Annotated in this window: 13 protein-coding genes and 4 pseudogenes; 9 read left to right on the top strand and 8 right to left on the bottom strand. The window is 68.9% G+C overall.

Annotated elements, in window-relative coordinates:
- Positions 1 to 3: 3 nt before the first annotated feature.
- On the bottom strand, positions 4 to 1,146 hold the full coding sequence (locus tag L6444_RS16025; RefSeq protein WP_236975408.1) for a histidinol-phosphate transaminase: 1,143 nt from the start codon (positions 1,144 to 1,146) through the stop codon (positions 4 to 6).
- A complete protein-coding gene (hisD, locus tag L6444_RS16030; protein WP_236984180.1) occupies positions 1,143 to 2,453 on the bottom strand; it encodes a histidinol dehydrogenase in 1,311 nt (436 codons plus the stop codon). Before hisD ends, L6444_RS16025 begins: the two co-directional genes overlap by 4 nt.
- Before the next feature lie 89 nt (positions 2,454 to 2,542).
- Here hisD and L6444_RS16035 point away from each other — a divergent pair, with 89 nt between their 5' ends.
- Positions 2,543 to 2,956 (top strand): nitroreductase family deazaflavin-dependent oxidoreductase, encoded by a 414-nt coding sequence (locus tag L6444_RS16035; RefSeq protein ID WP_236975417.1) that lies wholly within the window; start codon positions 2,543 to 2,545, stop codon positions 2,954 to 2,956.
- A gap of 183 nt (positions 2,957 to 3,139) precedes the next feature.
- Here the strand turns inward: L6444_RS16035 and nadC are convergent, their stop codons facing one another.
- From nadC to nadA, 3 genes and pseudogenes are all read right to left on the bottom strand, one after another.
- A complete protein-coding gene (gene nadC / locus L6444_RS16040; protein ID WP_236975420.1) occupies positions 3,140 to 3,997 on the bottom strand; it encodes a carboxylating nicotinate-nucleotide diphosphorylase in 858 nt (285 codons plus the stop codon).
- Positions 3,997 to 5,584 (bottom strand): annotated as a pseudogene (locus L6444_RS16045) (L-aspartate oxidase). The gene nadC and the pseudogene L6444_RS16045 overlap by 1 nt, the downstream one beginning before the upstream one ends.
- Positions 5,581 to 6,686 (bottom strand): annotated as a pseudogene (gene nadA / locus L6444_RS16050) (quinolinate synthase NadA). The pseudogenes L6444_RS16045 and nadA overlap by 4 nt, the downstream one beginning before the upstream one ends.
- 46 nt (positions 6,687 to 6,732) lie before the next feature.
- On the opposite strand from nadA, the gene L6444_RS16055 reads away from it, so the two are divergent.
- Positions 6,733 to 7,437, top strand: coding sequence for an NUDIX hydrolase (locus tag L6444_RS16055; protein WP_236975422.1), 705 nt, complete (start codon positions 6,733 to 6,735; stop codon positions 7,435 to 7,437).
- Positions 7,438 to 7,629: 192 nt separating this feature from the next.
- Positions 7,630 to 8,979: a lipase family protein gene (locus L6444_RS16060; RefSeq protein WP_236984182.1), complete on the top strand. Its 1,350-nt coding sequence runs from the start codon at positions 7,630 to 7,632 to the stop codon at positions 8,977 to 8,979.
- Here the strand turns inward: L6444_RS16060 and L6444_RS16065 are convergent.
- From L6444_RS16065 to bioB, 3 genes and pseudogenes are all read right to left on the bottom strand, one after another.
- A pseudogene (locus tag L6444_RS16065) lies at positions 8,974 to 9,641 on the bottom strand (DUF2567 domain-containing protein). The gene L6444_RS16060 and the pseudogene L6444_RS16065 overlap by 6 nt on opposite strands.
- Before the next feature lie 71 nt (positions 9,642 to 9,712).
- On the bottom strand, positions 9,713 to 9,940 hold the full coding sequence (bsaP, locus tag L6444_RS16070) for a biotin synthase auxiliary protein BsaP (RefSeq protein ID WP_236975424.1): 228 nt from the start codon (positions 9,938 to 9,940) through the stop codon (positions 9,713 to 9,715).
- A complete protein-coding gene (bioB, locus tag L6444_RS16075; RefSeq protein WP_236975426.1) occupies positions 9,940 to 10,989 on the bottom strand; it encodes a biotin synthase BioB in 1,050 nt (349 codons plus the stop codon). Before bioB ends, bsaP begins: the two co-directional genes overlap by 1 nt.
- Positions 10,990 to 11,091: 102 nt before the next feature.
- Here bioB and L6444_RS16080 point away from each other — a divergent pair, with 102 nt between their 5' ends.
- The 6 genes and pseudogenes from L6444_RS16080 (at position 11,092) to L6444_RS16105 (ending at position 18,503) form a co-directional block, all read left to right on the top strand.
- Complete coding sequence (locus tag L6444_RS16080) at positions 11,092 to 11,313, top strand: hypothetical protein (protein WP_236984639.1); 222 nt, start codon at positions 11,092 to 11,094, stop codon at positions 11,311 to 11,313.
- 143 nt (positions 11,314 to 11,456) lie between these two features.
- Positions 11,457 to 13,238, top strand: a complete 1,782-nt coding sequence (locus L6444_RS16085) for a hypothetical protein (RefSeq protein ID WP_370653171.1) — start codon at positions 11,457 to 11,459, stop codon at positions 13,236 to 13,238.
- 3 nt (positions 13,239 to 13,241) lie between these two features.
- Positions 13,242 to 13,604: a hypothetical protein gene (locus L6444_RS16090; protein ID WP_236975428.1), complete on the top strand. Its 363-nt coding sequence runs from the start codon at positions 13,242 to 13,244 to the stop codon at positions 13,602 to 13,604.
- Positions 13,605 to 13,660: 56 nt separating this feature from the next.
- Entirely contained in the window at positions 13,661 to 14,911 is a 1,251-nt protein-coding gene (locus L6444_RS16095) for a hypothetical protein (protein WP_236984186.1), read from the top strand.
- Positions 14,912 to 14,941: 30 nt separating this feature from the next.
- Positions 14,942 to 17,113 (top strand): adenylate/guanylate cyclase domain-containing protein, encoded by a 2,172-nt coding sequence (locus tag L6444_RS16100; protein WP_370653126.1) that lies wholly within the window; start codon positions 14,942 to 14,944, stop codon positions 17,111 to 17,113.
- Positions 17,110 to 18,503, top strand: a pseudogene (locus tag L6444_RS16105) (mechanosensitive ion channel domain-containing protein). The gene L6444_RS16100 and the pseudogene L6444_RS16105 overlap by 4 nt, the downstream one beginning before the upstream one ends.
- The last annotated feature ends 33 nt before the right edge of the window (positions 18,504 to 18,536 follow it).

The following is an 18,536-nucleotide window of genomic DNA, read 5'->3' on the forward strand; positions in this document are numbered from 1 at the left end:
CTCCTACCGGGCTGCTGATATTTGGTCGCGACCCGCCTCTGACGGGCTGGCTAGTTCGGTTGCGGCGATCTGGGCGCTCGCCCGCAGGAAGGCGTCGTTCTCCTGCGCCAGTCCGGTGGTGGCGCGCAGGTAACCGGAGATGCCGACGTCGCGGATCAGCACCCCGGCATCCAGGTAATGCTGCCAGGCGGCCGGCGCGTCGGCGAATTCTCCGAACAGCACGAAGTTGGCGTCGCTGGGTATCACCCGAAAACCCATGCCGGCCAACGCCGCCGACACCCGCTCGCGCTCGGCGATCAGGGTGGCCACGCTGCCCAGGGTGTCGTCGGCGTGTCGCAGCGCGGCCTGGGCGGCGGCCTGGGTGAGCGACGACAGGTGATACGGCAGCCGTACCAGCAGCATCGCGTCGACCAGTGCGGGGGTGGCCACCAGGTAGCCCAGGCGTCCCCCGGCGAAGGCGAAGGCCTTGCTCATGGTTCGCGTGACGATCAGTTTGGTCGGATATTCCTCGACCAAACCGATCGCGCTGGGTTGCGACGAGAACTCGCCGTAGGCCTCGTCGACGATCAGGATGCCCGGCACCACGTCCAGCAACCGACGCAGATCCGGCAGCGAAACGCTCTGCCCGGACGGGTTATTGGGGCTCGCGATGAACACCACGTCGGGCTTGCGTTCGGCGACGGCGGTCACGGCGGCCGCGATGTCGAGGCTGAAGTCGTCGGCGCGGGCGGTTTCAATCCACTCGGTGCGGGTGGCGTCGGAGATGATCGGGTGCATCGAGTACGACGGCACGAAGCCGATCGCGCTGCGCCCCGGACCGCCGAACGCCTGCAGCAGCTGCTGCAGGATCTCGTTGGAACCGTTTGCCGCCCAAACGCTTTCGGCCCCGACCCGGACGCCGGTCTGGACGGTGAGGTAGGCGGCCAGGTCGGTCCGTAGCGCCACTGCGTCGCGGTCGGGATAGCGGTGCAGATCGGCGGCCGCCTCGCGCATTGAACCGACCACGTCGTCGACCAGTGCGGGGGTGGGCGGATGCGGGTTCTCGTTGGTGTTCAGCCGCACCGGCACGTCCAATTGCGGTGCGCCGTAGGGTGATTTACCGCGCAGGTCGTCGCGCAGCGGCAGGTCGTCCAGGGTCGGCTTCATCGTTCGAACCTCCGGCGTACCGCCTCGCCGTGCGAGGGCAGGTCTTCGGCCTTGGCCAGGGTGACCACGTGCCCGGACACGTCTTTGAGCGCCGCCTCGGTGTAGTCGACGACGTGGATGCCGCGCAGGAAGGTCTGCACCGACAGACCGCTGGAGTGGCGGGCCGAACCGGCGGTGGGTAACACGTGGTTGGAGCCGGCGCAGTAGTCGCCGAGGCTGACCGGCGCATAGGGGCCGACGAAAATCGCTCCGGCCGAACGGATCCGGCCGGCCACCTGCGCCGCGTCGGCGGTCTGGATCTCCAGATGTTCGGCGGCGTAGGCGTTGGCGACCCTGATCGCGGCGTCGAGGTCGTCGGTCAGGATGGTCTTCGACTGCGGACCCGACAGGGCCACGGTCACCCGCTCGCGGTGCACCGTGGTCCGCAACTGGACGGCCAGTTCTGCGTCGGTGGCGTCGGCCAACTCCGGGCTGGGCGTGATCAGGACGCTGGCGGCCATCTCGTCGTGCTCGGCCTGGCTGATCAGGTCGGCGGCCACATGGGCGGCGTCGGCGGTGTGGTCGGCCAGGATCGCGATCTCGGTGGGGCCCGCCTCGGCGTCGATGCCGACCTGGGAGCGGCACAGCCGCTTGGCCGCGGTGACGTAGATGTTGCCCGGACCGGTGATCATGTCGACCGGCGCCAGCTCTTCCCCGGCGCTGCTGCCGTAAGCCAGCAGCGCCACCGCCTGGGCTCCGCCGACCGCCCACACCTCGGCCACGCCCAGCAGCTTGGCCGCGGCCAGGATGGTCGGGTGCGGGAGTCCGCCGAACTGTGCCTGGGGTGGGCTGGCCACCACCAGGGACTCGACGCCGGCCGCCTGGGCGGGCACGACGTTCATCACCACGCTCGACGGGTAGACGGCGTTGCCGCCGGGCACGTACAGGCCGACCCGCTCCACGGGCACCCAGCGTTCGGTGACGGTGGCGCCCGGGCCGAGAGTGGTGGTCACGTCGGCGCGGCGCTGGTCGGCGTGCACCGCGCGGGTGCGCTCGATCATCACCTGCAGGGCGTCGCGAACCTCGGATTGCAGGCCGGCCAGCGCCTCGTCCAGCGCGGCGGCCGGAACCCGGACCGTGGCTGGCCGTACCCCGTCGAACGATTCGCCGTACTCCAGGGCGGCGTCGGCGCCGCGGTCGGCGACCGCCTCGACGATGGGACGTACCTTGGGCAGCACGGACTCCACGTCGACGCCGCCGCGCGGCAGTGCGGCCCGCAACCGCGCGGCCGTCAGCTCGACGCCCCGCAGATCGATGCGGGCCAGCAGCGGGGGCGATGTGGTCACCGGACCATTGTCCCAGAGCAACTCAAGTCGATATCCGCCCGGTACAGTCCCGCATAACAGAGGAGTCAGCCATGTCAGCACGGGATCGACACCCCAACAACGCCCCCGGGATCCCGATGGTCTTCCCGGTGTGGTTCGAGAACCTCCAAGTCAAGTACTTGAACCCGCTGTTCAAGCCGGTCGCCCGCTACCTGCCGGGCACTGCGACCATCGAGCACCGCGGCCGCAAGTCCGGCAAGCCCTATCAGACCATCGTCACCACCTACCGCAAGGGCAACGTGCTGGCGATCGCGCTGGGCCACGGCAAGACCGACTGGGTGAAGAACGTGCTGGCGGCCGGCGAGGCTGACCTGCACTATGCGCGGCGCAGCGTGCATCTCGTCAATCCGCGCATCCTGCCGGCCGGCACCCCCGGCGATGACCTGCCCTGGCCGGCCCGCGCCCAGTTGCGCCGGATGGCGGTCTTCGTGGCCGATATCGCCTGACCGGGGCAGCGGATCTCCCACCGCGCCCGGAGCTACCCCGCCTCGCGTGAACCGACCCCCGCCTCGCGTGAACTGGTGGCGGTCGGAAGGCGCTTTTGCCGCCCTGATTTCACGTCAGGCCCGGGCTGGCAGCGAAAGCGCAGGGGGGACGGAACGCAGAGGCGACGGGGCGAAAACAGGCGCTCACATATCCAGGCCGATGTCGAGCACCCGCACCGAATGCGTCAGCGCTCCTACGGCCAGAAAGTCAACACCCGTCTGCGCGTAGGTGGCGGCCGTTTCCAGGCTGAGCCCGCCCGATGATTCCAGCAGTACGCCCGGGGCCCGAGCGTCGCGGCGCTGCACCGCGGTCTGGGTCTGCCAGACCGGGAAATTGTCCAGCAGGACCAACTCAGGCTTCTCCGGCAACACCTCGTCGAGTTGCTCGAGGGAGTCGACCTCCACCTCGCAGGTCAGCTCGGGCGCGTGGGTCCGCACCGCGCGCAGCGCCTTGACCACCGATCCGGCCGCCGCCACGTGGTTGTCCTTGATCAGCGCCGCATCACCCAGGCCCAGCCGGTGGTTGACACCACCGCCGACGCGCACCGCGTATTTCTGCAAAGCGCGCAGACCGGGCAGCGTCTTGCGGGTGTCACGGATCTTGGCTTTGGTGCCGCTCACCGCCTCCACCCAGGCCGCGGTCGCGGTGGCGATGCCGGACAGGTGGCACACCAGGTTCAGCATGGTTCGCTCGGCCGTCAGCAGGCCCTGGGTCTCGGCCTGCACGGTCAGCAGCGGCTGGCCGGCCTGCAGCCGGGTACCGTCCTCGACGCGGTGCAGCACCTGGTAGCCGCGGCTGCCGATCACCTCGTCGAGCACCAGCAAGGCCACCTCGACCCCGGCGGCCACGCCCGCCTCTCGCGGCACCATCGATGCGGTGGCCACCGTACCGGCGGCCACCGTCGCCAAGGTGGTGGCGTCCGGCCCGTAGCGGAGGTCTTCGACGAGACCGCGCCGGATGGTTTCGCGTGCGTCGGCCCGCTCGGCGTCGTCGAGGATCATCAGCCCACCGCCGCCAGCGCCTCCGCCTGTACCGTGTCGCAGGACCCGGGAGCCAGCCGGACCAGCAGGCTGCGGCCTTGCGCGGCGCAGGTTTCCGGGTATTCGGCCCGGTGGTGGCAACCGCGGCTCTCGGTGCGGGCCAGGGCGGCGGCGGCCACGGTCCGGGCGGCCAGGGCCAGCGCAACGTCCTCGGCTGCGAAGCGATCCGAGACTTCGCGCACCGGCGCGGCGTCGAGCATTTCGGCCAGCCGGTGCAGTCCGGCGGCGTCGCGCACCACCGACGCGTCCCGGCTCATCGCCCGCTGCAGATCGCCGCGCTGCGGAGCGGTGTGGGTGATCGGTTCGGGCATCGCCGCCCGGGGACGCCCGGCGGCTGCGGCGTGCGCGGCGGCGAGTTTGCCGGACCGGCCGCCGACCACCAGACCTTCCAGCAGGCTGTTGGAGGCCAGCCGGTTGGCGCCGTGCATGCCGGTACGCGCTACTTCACCGGCCGCGTAGAGCCCGGCGAGTTCGGTCTGGCCGTACACGTCGGTGACCAGGCCACCGCAGCTGCTGTAGTGGGCGCCGGGAACGATCGGAATGGGTTGGCGCACAGGGTCGATGCCGGCCGCCCGGCAGGAGGCCGTGACGGTCGGGAACCGCGCACCGAAACCCGGGATGCCGCGGGCGTCCAGGTACGCGCACGGGTCGCCGGTGGCCTTCAGCCGCGCGTCGATGGCGGCTGCGACCACGTCGCGGGGAGCCAGATCGCCCATTGGATGCACCCCCGGCGGTGATCGAATTGCCTTGCCGGTCAATCAATATGGCGCCTTCGCCGCGGATCGCTTCGGTGATCAACGGACGCCGCCCACCGCCGCGCGACGCGTCGAAAAGCATGGTGGGGTGGAACTGGATGAATTCGAGATCGCTGACCGGCACACCCGCCCACAACCCCAGCGCGATACCGTCGCCGGTGGATCCGTCGGGATTGGTGGTCGCGCTGTAGAGGTGGCCGAGCCCGCCGGTGGCCAGGATCACCGCGGGGGCGTGAATGATGCCGCAGCCGTCCGGACGGCGCACCAGCACCCCGGTCACCGCGGAATCGTCGTGCAGCACCCGCAGCGCCACGTGCGAGCTGCGGATGTCCAGCGCGCGGGCCGCGTGATCCAGGGTGCGCTGCACCTCGGCGCCGGTGGCGTCGCCGCCGGCGTGTACGACGCGGCGCCGCGAGTGCCCGCCCTCGCGTGTCACGTCCCAGCCGCCGGACACCGATTCGTCGAATCGTGCTCCGGCACCGACTAATTCGGTGACCGCGCGGTAGCCGTCGGCGACGATCGAGTAGACCGCGTCGGGGTCGCACAGGCCCGCGCCGGCGGCCAGGGTGTCGGCGACATGCGCGTCGATCGAATCGTCGTTGTCGGGCAACACCACCGCGATGCCGCCTTGGGCGTAGTGCGTGGCGGTCACCCCGTGCAGTTGGGCCGACTTGTTCAGGACGACGACCCGCCGGCCGGCGCGGTGCGCGGCCAGCGCCGCGGCCAGCCCGGCCACTCCCATGCCGATCACCACGACATCGGCGCGGTCCTGCCAGAGCGGGGCGGTCGTCATTCGCCACCGCCGGGCTGGCCGATGGCGATCATCCGCTGCACGCTGCGCCGGCCTGCGGCCGCGGTGTCGGGGTCGACGTGCACCTCGTCGGCGCCGTCGAGCAGGCAGCGCAGCAGCGCGGCCGGGGTGATCATCTTCATGTACTTGCACGAGGCGCGGTCGTTGACCGCCTGGAAGTCGACGTCCGGTGCGGCCCTGCGCAATTGGTGCAGCATGCCGACCTCGGTGGCGACCAGGACCTTGCGGGCGCGGGTGGCGTGCGCGGCGTCGAGCATGCCGCCGGTGGACAGGATCTTGACCCGCTCGGCGGGGAACGCACCCTCCCCGGCCAGATACAAAGCCGAGGTGGCACAACCACATTCGGGGTGGACGAACAGTTCGGCATCCGGATTGGCCCGCGCCTGCTCGGTCAGTTCGTCGCCGTTGATCCCGGCGTGCACGTGGCATTCGCCGGCCCACACGTGCAGGTTGGTGCGGCCGGTCACCCGGCGCACGTGGGCGCCGAGGAACTGGTCGGGGCAGAACAGCACCTCTCGATCCGGGTCGATGGAGGCCACCACGTCCACCGCGTTGGAGGAGGTGCAGCAGATGTCGGTGAGCGCCTTCACATCCGCGGTGGTGTTGACGTAGGACACGACGACCGCGCCGGGGTGCTCGTCCTTCCAGGCGCGCAGTTCGGCGGGCGTGATCGAGTCGGCCAGTGAGCAGCCGGCCCGTTGGTCGGGGATCAGCACCGTCTTCTCCGGGCTGAGGATCTTGGCGGTCTCGGCCATGAAGTGCACCCCCGCAGAACACGATGGTGTCCTCGGGCGCCTCGGCCGCGATCCTCGACAGGGCCAGCGAGTCCCCCCACGTGATCGGCGACGTCCTGGATCGCGGGCAGTTGGTAGTTGTGCGCCAGCACGGTGGCGCCGCGCAGCCGCGCCAGGCGGCGGATTTCGGCGGCCCACCGGGCGTCACCCTCGACCCCGGTGTAACCGGTGGGCGTGCTGACGATCCGGTCGGCCAATTCCTCGCAGATGGCGCCGAGCTGCGGCGCCGTGCTGAGCCGCGCTTGCGATCGCCGCGTAGCAAGCGTGTCCATGCGATTCAAGACCGTCATGGGGGCTCCTTTCACACCAGGAGGTTTTCGACTTATAATCGAAAACATGCCACATGGTAGCACTCGCCACGAAGTGCTCGCGGTCGTGTTCCAGGTTCGGATGGTTACCGCGGCCACACCATCCGGAAAACCGCAGCTGAACGTGCTGTTATGGCAGCGTGCCCAGGATCCGCAGCGCGGCGCGTGGTCGCTGCCGGGCGGTCAGTTGCGCGCCGACGAGGACATGACCACCTCGGTGCGACGCCAGCTGGCCGAAAAGGTCGACCTGCGCGAGCTGGCCCACCTGGAACAACTCGCGGTGTTCTCCGATCCGCACCGAGTGCCGGGCGGCCGGGTGATCGCGTCCACCTTCCTGGGACTGGTGCCCTCCCCCGCCACGCCCGAACTCCCCGCCGACACCCGGTGGCATCCGGTGAACGCGCTACCCGAGATGGCATTCGACCACGGCCCGATGGTGACCCACGCGCACGCCCGGCTGGTCGCCAAGATGTCCTACACGAACATTGGATTCGCTTTGGCGCCAAAGGAATTCGCACTCTCCACGCTGCGCGACATCTACGGTGCCGCGCTCGGCTACCAGGTCGATGCCACCAACCTGCAGCGGGTACTGGCCCGCCGCAACGTCATCACCGCGACCGGCACCATCGCCCAGTCCGGCCGCAGCGGTGGCCGCCCCGCCGCCCTGTACCGGTTCACCGACTCCCAGTTGCGGGTGACCGACGAGTTCGCCGCGCTGCGCCCGCCCGGTTGAGAGACCGGCGCGGCGCGACACGCCGGTTTCGATTCGGCGTACGCCACCTGTACATTGTCTAAGAGATGATTAAGAGCCGGCGGGCGCATGCCACGCGCCCGCGGTGAACTCTTCCGGCTGACAGCACTGCACTTGATCCGGGATCGACGGCGCGCAACTCGCGCGAACCGAGTGGACGTGAAGGGAATGTTGATGGGGGAGCTGGGCAACCTGGCCGGCGCGACGGGAACCGACGGCCTGCGGTGGATCGGCGCGGCACCGCACGAGGAGCTGCAGCGCAAGGTCCGGCCGCTGCTGCCGACCGACGACCCCTTCTACCAGCCCCCGGCCGGCTTTCAGCATGCCGAACCCGGGACGGTGTTGCGCTCCCGCGACGTCGAGCTGGCGTTCATGGGGTTGATTCCGCAGACCCTGAACGCCACGCAGCTGCTGTTCCGGACCACCGACAAGCACGGCAACCCCGAGGCCTCGGTGACGACGGTGATCGTGCCCGCCGAGGTAGCGCCGGGCAAGACCATCCCGCTGCTGTCTTATCAGTGCGCCATCGACGCGGTGTCGTCACGCTGCTTCCCCTCCTATGCGATGCGGCGCCGCGCGAAGGCCGTCGGCTCTTTGGCGCAGCTGGAGCTGCTCCTGGTTGCCGCGGCGGTCGCCGAGGGCTGGGCGGTGTCGGTGCCCGATCACGAGGGCCTACAGGGGCTGTGGGGCACCCCGATCGAACCCGGATACCGCATCCTGGACGGGATCCGCGCCTCGCTCAGCTCCGAGCGGCTCGGCTTGTCGCCGTCGGCGAAGGTCGGGCTGTGGGGGTACTCGGGCGGCGGCCTGGCGAGTGCCTGGGCGGCCGAGATGTGCGGTGAGTACGCCCCCGAGCTCGATATCGTCGGAGCGGTCCTGGGCTCGCCCGTCGGCGACCTGGGCCACACCTTCCGCCGCCTCAACGGCGGGTTGTTCGCCGGGCTGCCGGCCCTGGTGGTAGCCGCGCTCACGCACAGCTACCCCGGTCTGGACCAGGTGATCAAGGAGCACACCAGCGAAGAGGGCCGTGCCCTGCTCGAGAGCCTCGAGACGATGACCACCGCCGAGGCCGTGATCAAGATGGCCCACAAGAACGTGGGCGACTATCTGGACGAACCGCTCGAGCAGACCCTGTCGCGCCCGGCCGTGGTGCACGTCTTCGACAGCATCAAGCTCGGTGCCGCGATCCCGACGCCGCCGGTGTTGATCGTGCAGGCCGTCCACGACTATCTGATCGCTGTCGACGACATCGACGAACTGGCCGAGACGTACATCGCCGGCGGCGCCAGCGTCACCTACCACCGGGACGCGTTCAACGAGCATATGATCCTGCATCCGCTGTCGGCCCCGATGGCGCTGCGCTGGCTGATCGACCGGTTCGCGGGTCGCCCGCTGAGCGACAACTTGGTACGCACCACCTGGCCCACCGCGTTCAACCCGATGACCTACGCGGGAATGGCCCGGCTGGGCGTGATCGCGGCCAAGGTCATTCTCGGTCGCAGGATCCGCCGGCGCCCGCTATGACACCGGGGGCGCGGGCAGCGGCGGAGGCGGCGGCACCACCGGCGGCATGACCGGGCGACGCTGCGGCGGGTAGCCGCCCAGGTCGTCGCGGACCGATCCGGTGGCGATCATGACGTAGACCAGCGACGCTATTGCGGCCGGCGATATCAGCGTGGCCGCTATCAACAGCGGCGAGTGGCCGACGAACACCGGCGGTGCCAGTTCCACGTACGTCAGCGAATGCTCACCCGAAGCCAGCGGCACGGTGTTGAAATCGATTGCGCCGTAACGCATCCGTACCAGCAGCGCACCCACCCCGCGGCCAGCGCGGCGGCGCCGACCAGCCCCGCCGTCAATGCCGCGACCATGTGCGGGCCACGGTGATAGCGCCACTGCCACACCGCCACCGCCGCCACCGCCGCGACCACCCCCAGCATGCCCGCCAGCAACACCGGCGCGACGAACAGGTTCTGCGATTCGCTGCCCAGGTACTCGTGCACCCGCTCGCCCTTGCGGCTGACCGCCACGACGGCGTGAATCGAGGGCGCGATCCACGCCCAGAGCGCACCGGCCAGCACCCCACAGGCCGGCAGGGCGCCGATCACGACGAGATATGCCCGCGCCCGCTGCGGCTTGACCTGGCCGGGCCCGGCGCCCAGCGGCTGCTCCGATGCCAGCGCCACGCCGTCAGTCACGCCGCACTCCTCCGCTTCGATGGTCCCGCGAGCATATAGTCGCCGACGCCCGCGCCGGTTCAGCGCTGCCCGTCCAAGTCGGCCGAGTCCACCTGCCCGTGCCGCGAACACTTGGCCCACCAGCCGTCGGGGCGCACCTGCACGATCATCCGGCGTCCACATTCGGCGCAGAACCGCGGCGGCTCCAGTCCCAGCTGGGCGGCGGTAGGCACCGCGGTGCCCGCGCGGTCTCCGGTGTAGACGTTGTAGGCGCCGGCGCCCACCGGGCCCGGCAGGTCACCGGTCATTACAGGCTGGCGTTCAGTGCCTTCAGCGGCATCTGCAGGTCGTTGAGCAACTCCAGGTCCGCCTCGGCGGGCCGTCCCAGCGTGGTCAGGTAGTTACCGACGATGACGGCGTTGATGCCGCCCAGGATGCCCTGCTTGGCGCCCAGATCACCGAGCGTGATCTCACGGCCGCCGGCGAAGCGCAGCATCGTGCGCGGCAACGCCAGCCGGAACGCACCCACCGCCTTGAGCGCCTCGCTGGCCGGCAACACTTCCAGGTCGCCGAACGGCGTGCCGGGGCGCGGGTTGAGGAAGTTCAGCGGCACCTCGTCCGGGTCCAGCTCGGCCAGATCGGCGGCGAATTCGGCGCGCTGCTCCAGCGTCTCGCCCATGCCCAGGATGCCGCCGCAGCACACCTCCATCCCGGCGTCGCGCACCATCGACAGCGTCTGCCAGCGTTCTTCCCAGGTGTGGGTGGTGACGACGTTGGTGAAGAACGAGCGCGCGGTCTCCAAGTTGTGGTTGTAGCGGTGCACCCCCATCGCCGCCAGCCGCTCCACCTGTTCGGCGGTCAGCATGCCCAGCGAGCAGGCGATCTGGATCTCCACCTCGTTGCGGATCGCCTCGATACCGGCGGCGACCTGGGCGAGCAGCCGCTCGTCGGGCCCGCGCACCGCGGCCACGATGCAGAATTCGGTCGCGCCGGACTTGGCGGTCTGCTTGGCCGCCTCGACCAGGCTGGGGATGTCCAGCCAGGCGCTGCGCACCGGCGACTTGAACAATCCAGACTGGGAACAGAAGTGGCAGTCCTCCGGGCAGCCGCCGGTCTTGAGGCTGATGATCCCCTCGACCTCAACCTCCGGGCCGCACCAGCGCATCCGCACCTCGTGGGCCAGCGCCAGCAGCTCCTCGAGCCGGTCGTCGGGCAGCTGCAGCACCCGCAGCACCTGGTCTTTGGTCAGCCCCTCGCCCCGCTGGAGCACCTGCTCACGGGCGACCGCGAGAATGTCCGAAGCCTCGTTGCCATCGTGGCCAGCAGCAGTGGTCGGTCGAACTGGCGCTTGAGTCACCGGGTTACTCCCCTGAATCCTTGGTCGGTATGGATGTTTCCGCGCTGCGCGCATCGGGCAGCCTGAGCGAAATGTCGTACAGGCTAGGGTAACGGTCGGCGGATGCACCGATTGCTTGCGGTAGCCGGTTTGGAGGGTCACCCGACCGTCATGAACCACCTCGTCGTCGAGTGCCAGACCCACGTCGTGGGCCACCACGCGCTGCTGCTGGCCATCCCCGCGTTCTTTCCCGCGGTGATCGTGGTCGGGGTGATTTCCTACATCGCCATCCGGGACAGGCGCCAAAAGGAGTCCGACGACACCCTCGCCGAAAAGCAGGATTAACGGTCACATCGAGTGGGCATTATTGGATCACAATTAAACGGCAGCGGCTCGGTGATGTGAATTTCCGGGATGTCTCAGCGTGGGAGGCGATAGCGGTGGTTCTGTCAGTTGTTGCAGCGGATGCGCCGGCTCGAGGCGCAGGCCTGGACCAGGTGATCGGGCTTTCCATTGCCGCGATGATGATCGCGCTGGCGATGCTGTGGATCGGTCATCGCCACCGCACCCATCGCATCGCATGGTTGGGCAACTTCGCCGATTGGCTGGGCGTGAAGTTCAAGCGCCCGTCCTGGGTGGCGCTGCCGGTGCTGGTGTTCACCACCTTCATCATCTGCGCGCTGTTCGGGTTCATCTGGGACGTGAGCTGGCACATCGGCGAAGGGCGCGACCCCGGACCGCTGGCCAACCCGGCGCACTACTTCATCATCATCGGCCTGTTCGGGATCTTCCTCGCGGGCATGATCGCGGTGGTTCTGCCATTCGACAAGCCCGGTCCGGCGCCGGTGCGCATCACCAAGGACTGGCACGCGCCGGTGGGCGGGGTGCTGATGGCCGGCTGCGGCTTGTACGCGCTGATCGGGTTTCCGCTCGACGACATCTGGCATCGCCTGTTCGGCCAGGACGTCACGCTGTGGGGCCCGACGCACTTGATGATGATCGGCGGCGCGTGCTTCTCGCTGTTCGCGGTGCTGATGCTGGAATACGAGGGCGGCGGCGCGCTACCCGACGCCCCGGCCGATCGGCCGTTCGTCCGGTTCCTGCGCTACCTGTCCTGCGGCGGGCTGCTGATCGGCCTGTCGGTCTACCAGATCGAGTACGACTTCGGTGTCGAGCAGTTCCGCCTGGTGCTGCAGCCGATGATGATCGCCGGGGTCGCCGCGCTGGGTCTGGTGGTCGCGCGTATGACGCTGGGCAAGGGCGCGGCGATCATTGCCGCGCTGTTCGCGATCCTGCTCCGCGGCGTGGTCGCGTTCCTGGTGGGGCCGGTGCTGGGCGCGCCGATCAACTGGTTCCCGCTCTATCTGGGGCCGGCGCTGGTGGTCGAGGCGGTGGCGTTGACACCGCTGTTCAAGCGCCCGGTGGTGTTCGGCGCGGTGGCCGGACTGGGCGTCGGCACCGTCGGACTCTGGCTGGAATCGCTGTGGATCGGCACGGTCTACCACTACCCGTGGCCGACGAGCATGTGGGGCGAGGCGCTGGCCATGGCGGTGCCGGTGGCGGTGTTGATGGGCGTGTGCGGCGGCCTGCTGGGCATGGTGCTCACCGGCCAGCGCCTGCCGCGCCGCGCCATCGGGATCTCGGTCGTGGTGATGACGGTGCTGGTGATCGGGGCGACGGTGGCCAACGGTCTGCACATCGTGGTGCCCAAGCAGGACACCGCGACGATCACCCTGACCGACCTTCCCGGCGAGCCGGGCAAACGCATGGTGTCGGCCGATGTGCAGCTCAACCCGGCCAACATGGTCAGCGACAATCCCGACTGGCTGACCATCCTGTCCTGGCAAGGCGGCATGGAGAACCGCCGCGGCCTGGTCATCGACCGCCTGGAGCGGGTCGGACCCGGTCACTACCGGTCCACCCAGCCGATCCCCGTCTGGGGCAAGTGGAAGACACTGCTGCGCGCGCAGGACGGCTACACGATGACCGCCGTGCCGATCTGGGAGCCGGCCGATGACGCGATTCCCGCCGCCGAGGTACCCGCGCTGGCCAACAGCACCCGGCCGTTCGTCCAGGAGATCACCATCCTGCAGCGCGAGCGCGACCAGAACGCCCCGGTGTGGCTGTTCAACGTCGGCTCGATCGTGGTGCTGATCTTCACGCTGATGGTGATCGCGGGCATCACCTGGGGCGCGGGGCGGATCAACGGCGGAACCAGCCGGCCCAGGCGTACGGAGGACGCGGAAACTCCGCTTCCCCGGGCGGCGTGACCGGTGGCCCGCATCCTCGGCTGCCTTCTCGGCGCACTCGCGTTGACGTGCGCGTTGGTAGGGTGCGGCGGTAAGTCGCCGAGCAAGCCCGCGCCGCAGTCCCTGGTTGTCGACATCACCATCGCCAACGGGCAGGTGACACCCACCAACGCCACCCTGCACGCGTCCGTCGGCCAGCAGATCAACCTGCGGGTCAACAGCGACGCCACCGACGAACTGCACGTGCATTCGGTGCCCGACCACAAGTTCGAGGTGGCCGCCGCACCGAACCAGGCCTTCCAGTTCACCGTCGACGTGCCGGGCAGCGTCGACGTCGAGCTGCACCATCTGCATCGGACGATCGCCACCATCCAAGTGCAATCGTGAGTTTGTCGCTGCAGGCCCACGGCCTCGGCGGGTCGGGTGATCTGCCGGTCCCGTACATGTATGCGATGGTGGGCGCGGCCTGGGCGTTGACGTTCACCTTCGCGCTGGTGGCGTTCGCGTGGAAACGGCCCCGGTTCGACCCGGACAAGCCCGGTCGCCCGTTGCCGACGGCGGTGACCAGGTTGGTCGATTCCCCGGTGGCCCGGGGGACGGCCGCCGGGCTGGCCCTGGTGGTGGCGGCGTGGGCGGTCGCGGTCGGCGTGTGGGGGCCGCAGAGTCCGGCCAACGGCCTGCTCGGGGCGTTCTACGTGCTGCTGTGGGTGGGGCTGGTTGCGCTGTCCCTGCTGTTCGGGCCGGTGTGGCGGGTGATCTCGCCGGTGCGCACCCTGTACCTGTTGGCGCGCCGTGCGGTGCCCGGCCGGTTGGGCGAGCCGCGCTACAGCTTTCCGGAGAGCTGGGGATACCGGCCGGCGGCGGTCGGCCTGTTCGCGTTCGTATGGATGGAGCTGGCCAGCCCGAACTCGGCGTCGCTGATCGGGGTGAAGGCGTGGCTGCTCGTCTACACCGTGGTGTTGCTGGCGGGGGCATGGCTGTGCGGGCAGCGCTGGCTGGCGCGCGCCGACCCGTTCGGCGTCTACAGCATGGCGGTGTCACGGCTCTCGCCGTTTCGGCGGCACGACGGACGTATCGTCATCGGCAACCCGTTCGACCACCTGCCGTCGCTGCCGGTGCGCCCGGGGGTGGTGCTGGTGCTGGCGGTGCTGCTCGGCTCCACCGCATTCGACAGCTTCTCGGCATCCCCGACCTGGCGCAACTTCTCCGACGGGCTGACCCGAGGCGAGCCGTTACCGTCGTCGGCTCTGCGCACGGTCGGCCTGTTGTTGTTCATTTCCGTTGTGGCAGTGACGTTTTCGTTCGCCGCGCGGGCGACGGGCGGCCTGGACACGCAGCGGCGCCGCGCGTTGCCCGGCGAGATGGCGCACTCGCTGATCCCGATCGTGGTGGGCTACATCTTCGCGCACTACCTCACCTATCTGGTGGAGCGCGGGCAGCAGGCCGTGATCGCCCTGGCCGATCCGCTGACCCGCGGGTGGCAGGTGGGCTACGTGCTGTCGACCCACCCGCCGGTGCTGGCCACCATCAAGGTGGCCTGCGTGGTGACCGGGCATATCGTGGCGGTGATCGCCGCTCACGACAAGGCGCTGCGGTTGCTGCCGGCGGGCCATCAGCTCACCGGGCAACTCACCATGATGCTGGTGATGGTCGGGTACACCTTCACCGGTTTGTACTTGCTGTTCGGGGGTTGAGAGGCTGGACGGCAACCGAAAGGACGTTAATTGACCTCGCCGAGTTCGACTGACGAGATTCCCGTGGGCGACACCCCCCGGCCGGGCCGGCGGTGGCGGCGTCCCCTGGTCAGGCCGTGGTTCAGCCTGCAGTCCAAGGTGATGGCGATGCTGCTGATCGCCAGCCTGACGTCGCTGGGCGTGATCGGAGTGGTCGGGTACGTAGCCGCGCGCAACGCGTTGCTGCCGTCGGCGTCCGAGCGGATGACCCAGTTGCGTGAGCTGCAGAAGCGGGGTATCGAGACGCTGTTCACCGACCTGGCGAACTCGCTGGTGGTCTACAGCCGCGGGTCGACCGCGCTCGAAGCGGTTCAGGCGTTCACCGCCGGATTCGATCAGCTCGCGACCGCGCCCGTCGACCCCGCGCAGCAACAGGCGCTCGTCGACTACTACAACAACAGGCTGATCCAGCCCGTCGAGAGCGCCACCGGCACCAAGCTGGATCTCGACGCGCTGCTGCCCACCAACAACTCGCAAAGGTATTTGCAGGCCCACTACTCGGTGCAGCCGAACGCATCGGAGCTCGACGATGCCGGCGACGGCAGCGCCTGGTCGGCGGCCAACGCCCGCTTCAACGAATACTTCCGCTTGATCGCCACCCGGTTCGAGTACCGCGACGCCCTGCTGCTCGACGCTCGCGGCAACGTCGTCTACAGCGTGCGCAAGAACGCCTCACTGGGCACCAATATCGTCACCGGCCCCTACCGGCAGTCCAACCTGCGCGGCGCCTACGAACGGGCGATGGGCGCCAACTCCGCGAATTTCGTGTGGATCACCGACTTTCAGCCCTACCAGGCTCAACTGGGCCAACCACTGGCCTGGCTGGTGGCACCGATCGGGCCGCCGGGAAAGGCCGCGGGGGTGCTGGCGCTGCCCCTACCGATCGCCAAGGTGAACCGCATCATGACCGCCGATCGAAACTGGCGAGCCGCCGGCATGGGCGAGACAGGCGAAACCTATCTTGCCGGTCCGGACAGCCTGATGCGTTCTGACTCGCGGTTGTTTCTGGAGGACCCGCAGCGGTATCGGACCGAGGCCATAGCGGCAGGCACCCGGGCGGACATCGTCGACGAGGCGATCCGTTGGCGCGGAACGACACTCGTGCAGCCGGTCGCGACCCAGGCGGTTCGCGCCGCGCAGCGGGGCGAAACCGGCACCATGATCGACACCGACTATCTGGGCCGTCGGGAACTGGTGGCCTACGCTCCGCTGTCGCTGCCGAACTCCGATCTGCACTGGTCGGTCTTGGCGTCCCGGGAGACCTCGGAAGCCAACGCCCGCTTCGTCTCACTCACGCAGACTCTGGTAATTGCCACCGCGGCAATGGTTTTCGTGATCTGCGTCGGCGCGTTGCTAGTGGCTCAGATATTCGTGCGGCCGATCCGGCGGTTACAGAACGGCACCCGCGAAATCAGCGCCGGCAACTACGAGGTTGCGATACCGGTGACCTCACGCGATGAAATCGGGGAACTCACCGACGCTTTCAACGACATGAGCCGCAATCTGCAGATCAAGGAAGACCTGCTGAGCGAACAGCGCAAAGAGAACGACCGACTATTGGGCTCGTTGATGCCCGAACCGGTCGCGCAACGTTACCGCGAGGGCGAACAGACGATCGCCCAGGAACACCAGGACGTCACCGTCATCTTCGCCGACTTCATCGGCCTTGACGAGATCTCCAGCAAGCTGCCCGGCGAAGAATTGGTGAGCATCGTCGACGACCTGATCCAGGAACTCGACGCCGCCGCGGAAGCCCTTGGCGTCGAACCGATTCGAACGCTGCACAACGGCTACCTGGCCAGCTGCGGGCTGAACTTCCCGCGCCTGGACAGCGTGCACCGCACCGTCGAATTCGCCGTGGAGATGCAGGACATCATCGAACGGTTCAACAGCAAGACGGGCTACCACCTGGCGTTGCGCGCCGGAATCAACACCGGCCATGTGATCAGCGGGCTGGTCGGACGGTCCAGCATCGTCTACGACATGTGGGGCGCGGCGGTCAACCTCGCCCACAGCGTGCGTGGCAGCACCTCGCAAGCGGGGATCTACGTGACCACTGCGGTCTACGAGGCGATGGGCGACATCCGGCAGTTCGCGCCGGCCGGCACCGTCACCGTCGCGGGCACTGAACAACAGATCTGGCGACTTGCGGAGGAACGGTGAGCATTTCATTCCTCTGGTGGGCCGCCGCGTTGGTGACCGGCCTGCCGCTGTTGCTGATCGCCATCACCGAGTGGCACCACTACCTGGTCCGCGCCGCCAGCCCGCTGGCCCGGCCGGTGCTGCTGCTGCGCAACTATCTGGTACCGCTGGGCGCGCTGTTGGTGCTGCTGGTGCAGGTCGCGAAGCTGCCCCGGGACGTCACCTCGGTGCGACTGCTCGCGACCGTATTCGGCTTCGCCCTGCTGGTGCTGCTGCTGTCCGGGCTCGGCGCGACGGTGTTCGAGGGTGCCCCGCAAGGCTCGTGGCGCAAGCGGGTGCCCGGCATCTTCCTGGACGTGACCCGGTTCCTGCTGATCGGCGTGGGCCTGGCGGTGATCTTGTCCTACGTGTGGGGGTGCGGGTCGGGGGCATCTTCACCGCGCTGGGTGTGACGTCGGTGGTCATCGGTCTGATGCTGCAGAATTCGGTCGGCCAGATCGTGTCCGGTCTGTTCGTGTTGTTCGAGCAGCCGTTCCGGATCGGCGACTGGCTGGACACTCCGGCCGCTCGCGGCCGGATCATCGAGGCCAACTGGCGGGCCGTCCACATCCAGACCGGCCACGGCGTCCAGATCACCCCCAACTCGGTACTGGCCACCACCTCGTTCACCAATCTCAGCCGACCGGGCGGGGAGCACAAGCTGGTGATCACGTCCACGTTCTCGGCAGCCGACCCACCCGAGCGGGTGTGCGCGCTGCTGATCCGGACCGCCGACGCATTGCCCCAGCGCCGGGGCGACTTCGACAGCACCGCCTTACCCGTCGGGAGCGGCGAGTACCGGGTCACCGTCGGGCTGCGGTCACCCGCCGACGACTCCGCCGCGCAGGCCACCTTCCTGCGCTGGCTGTGGTACGCGGCCCGCCGCGAGGGCTTGCACCTCGACGAACAGGACGACGACTATTCGACGCCGGAGCGGGTCGAGCAGGCGCTGCGGACGGTGGTGGCGCCCGCGCTGCGGCTGAGCCCGGACGACCGGCAGACCCTGGGATCGCACGCCAGGATCGTGCGGTACGCCGCGGACGAGATCGTTGAGCACGCCGATCAGGTGCCCGCGAAAATGACGTTCCTGATCGACGGCAGCGTGCGGTTGACCTCGGTGGCACACGACGGATCGCCGGTGGTGATCGGCATCATGGACGAGGGCTCGTTCATCGGTGCGACCGCGCTGACCCGTCAGCCCAATCTGACCGACGCACGCGCGATCGGGGAAGTGACTGCGCTGCAGATCGATCGTGAGCATCTCGCCCAGTTCGTGATGGGCAAGCCATTGCTGCAGCAGGAGTTGGGCCGCGCCATCGACGAACGGCGCGCCCGAGTCGAGCAGGCCACCACGCCCGAGCGCGTCCGCTAGCTACGGCAACGGGAAGCCGAGCGGGTACAGCCA

The organism is Mycobacterium kiyosense, assembly GCA_021654635.1.
Classification (GTDB): Bacteria; Actinomycetota; Actinomycetes; order Mycobacteriales; family Mycobacteriaceae; genus Mycobacterium; species Mycobacterium kiyosense.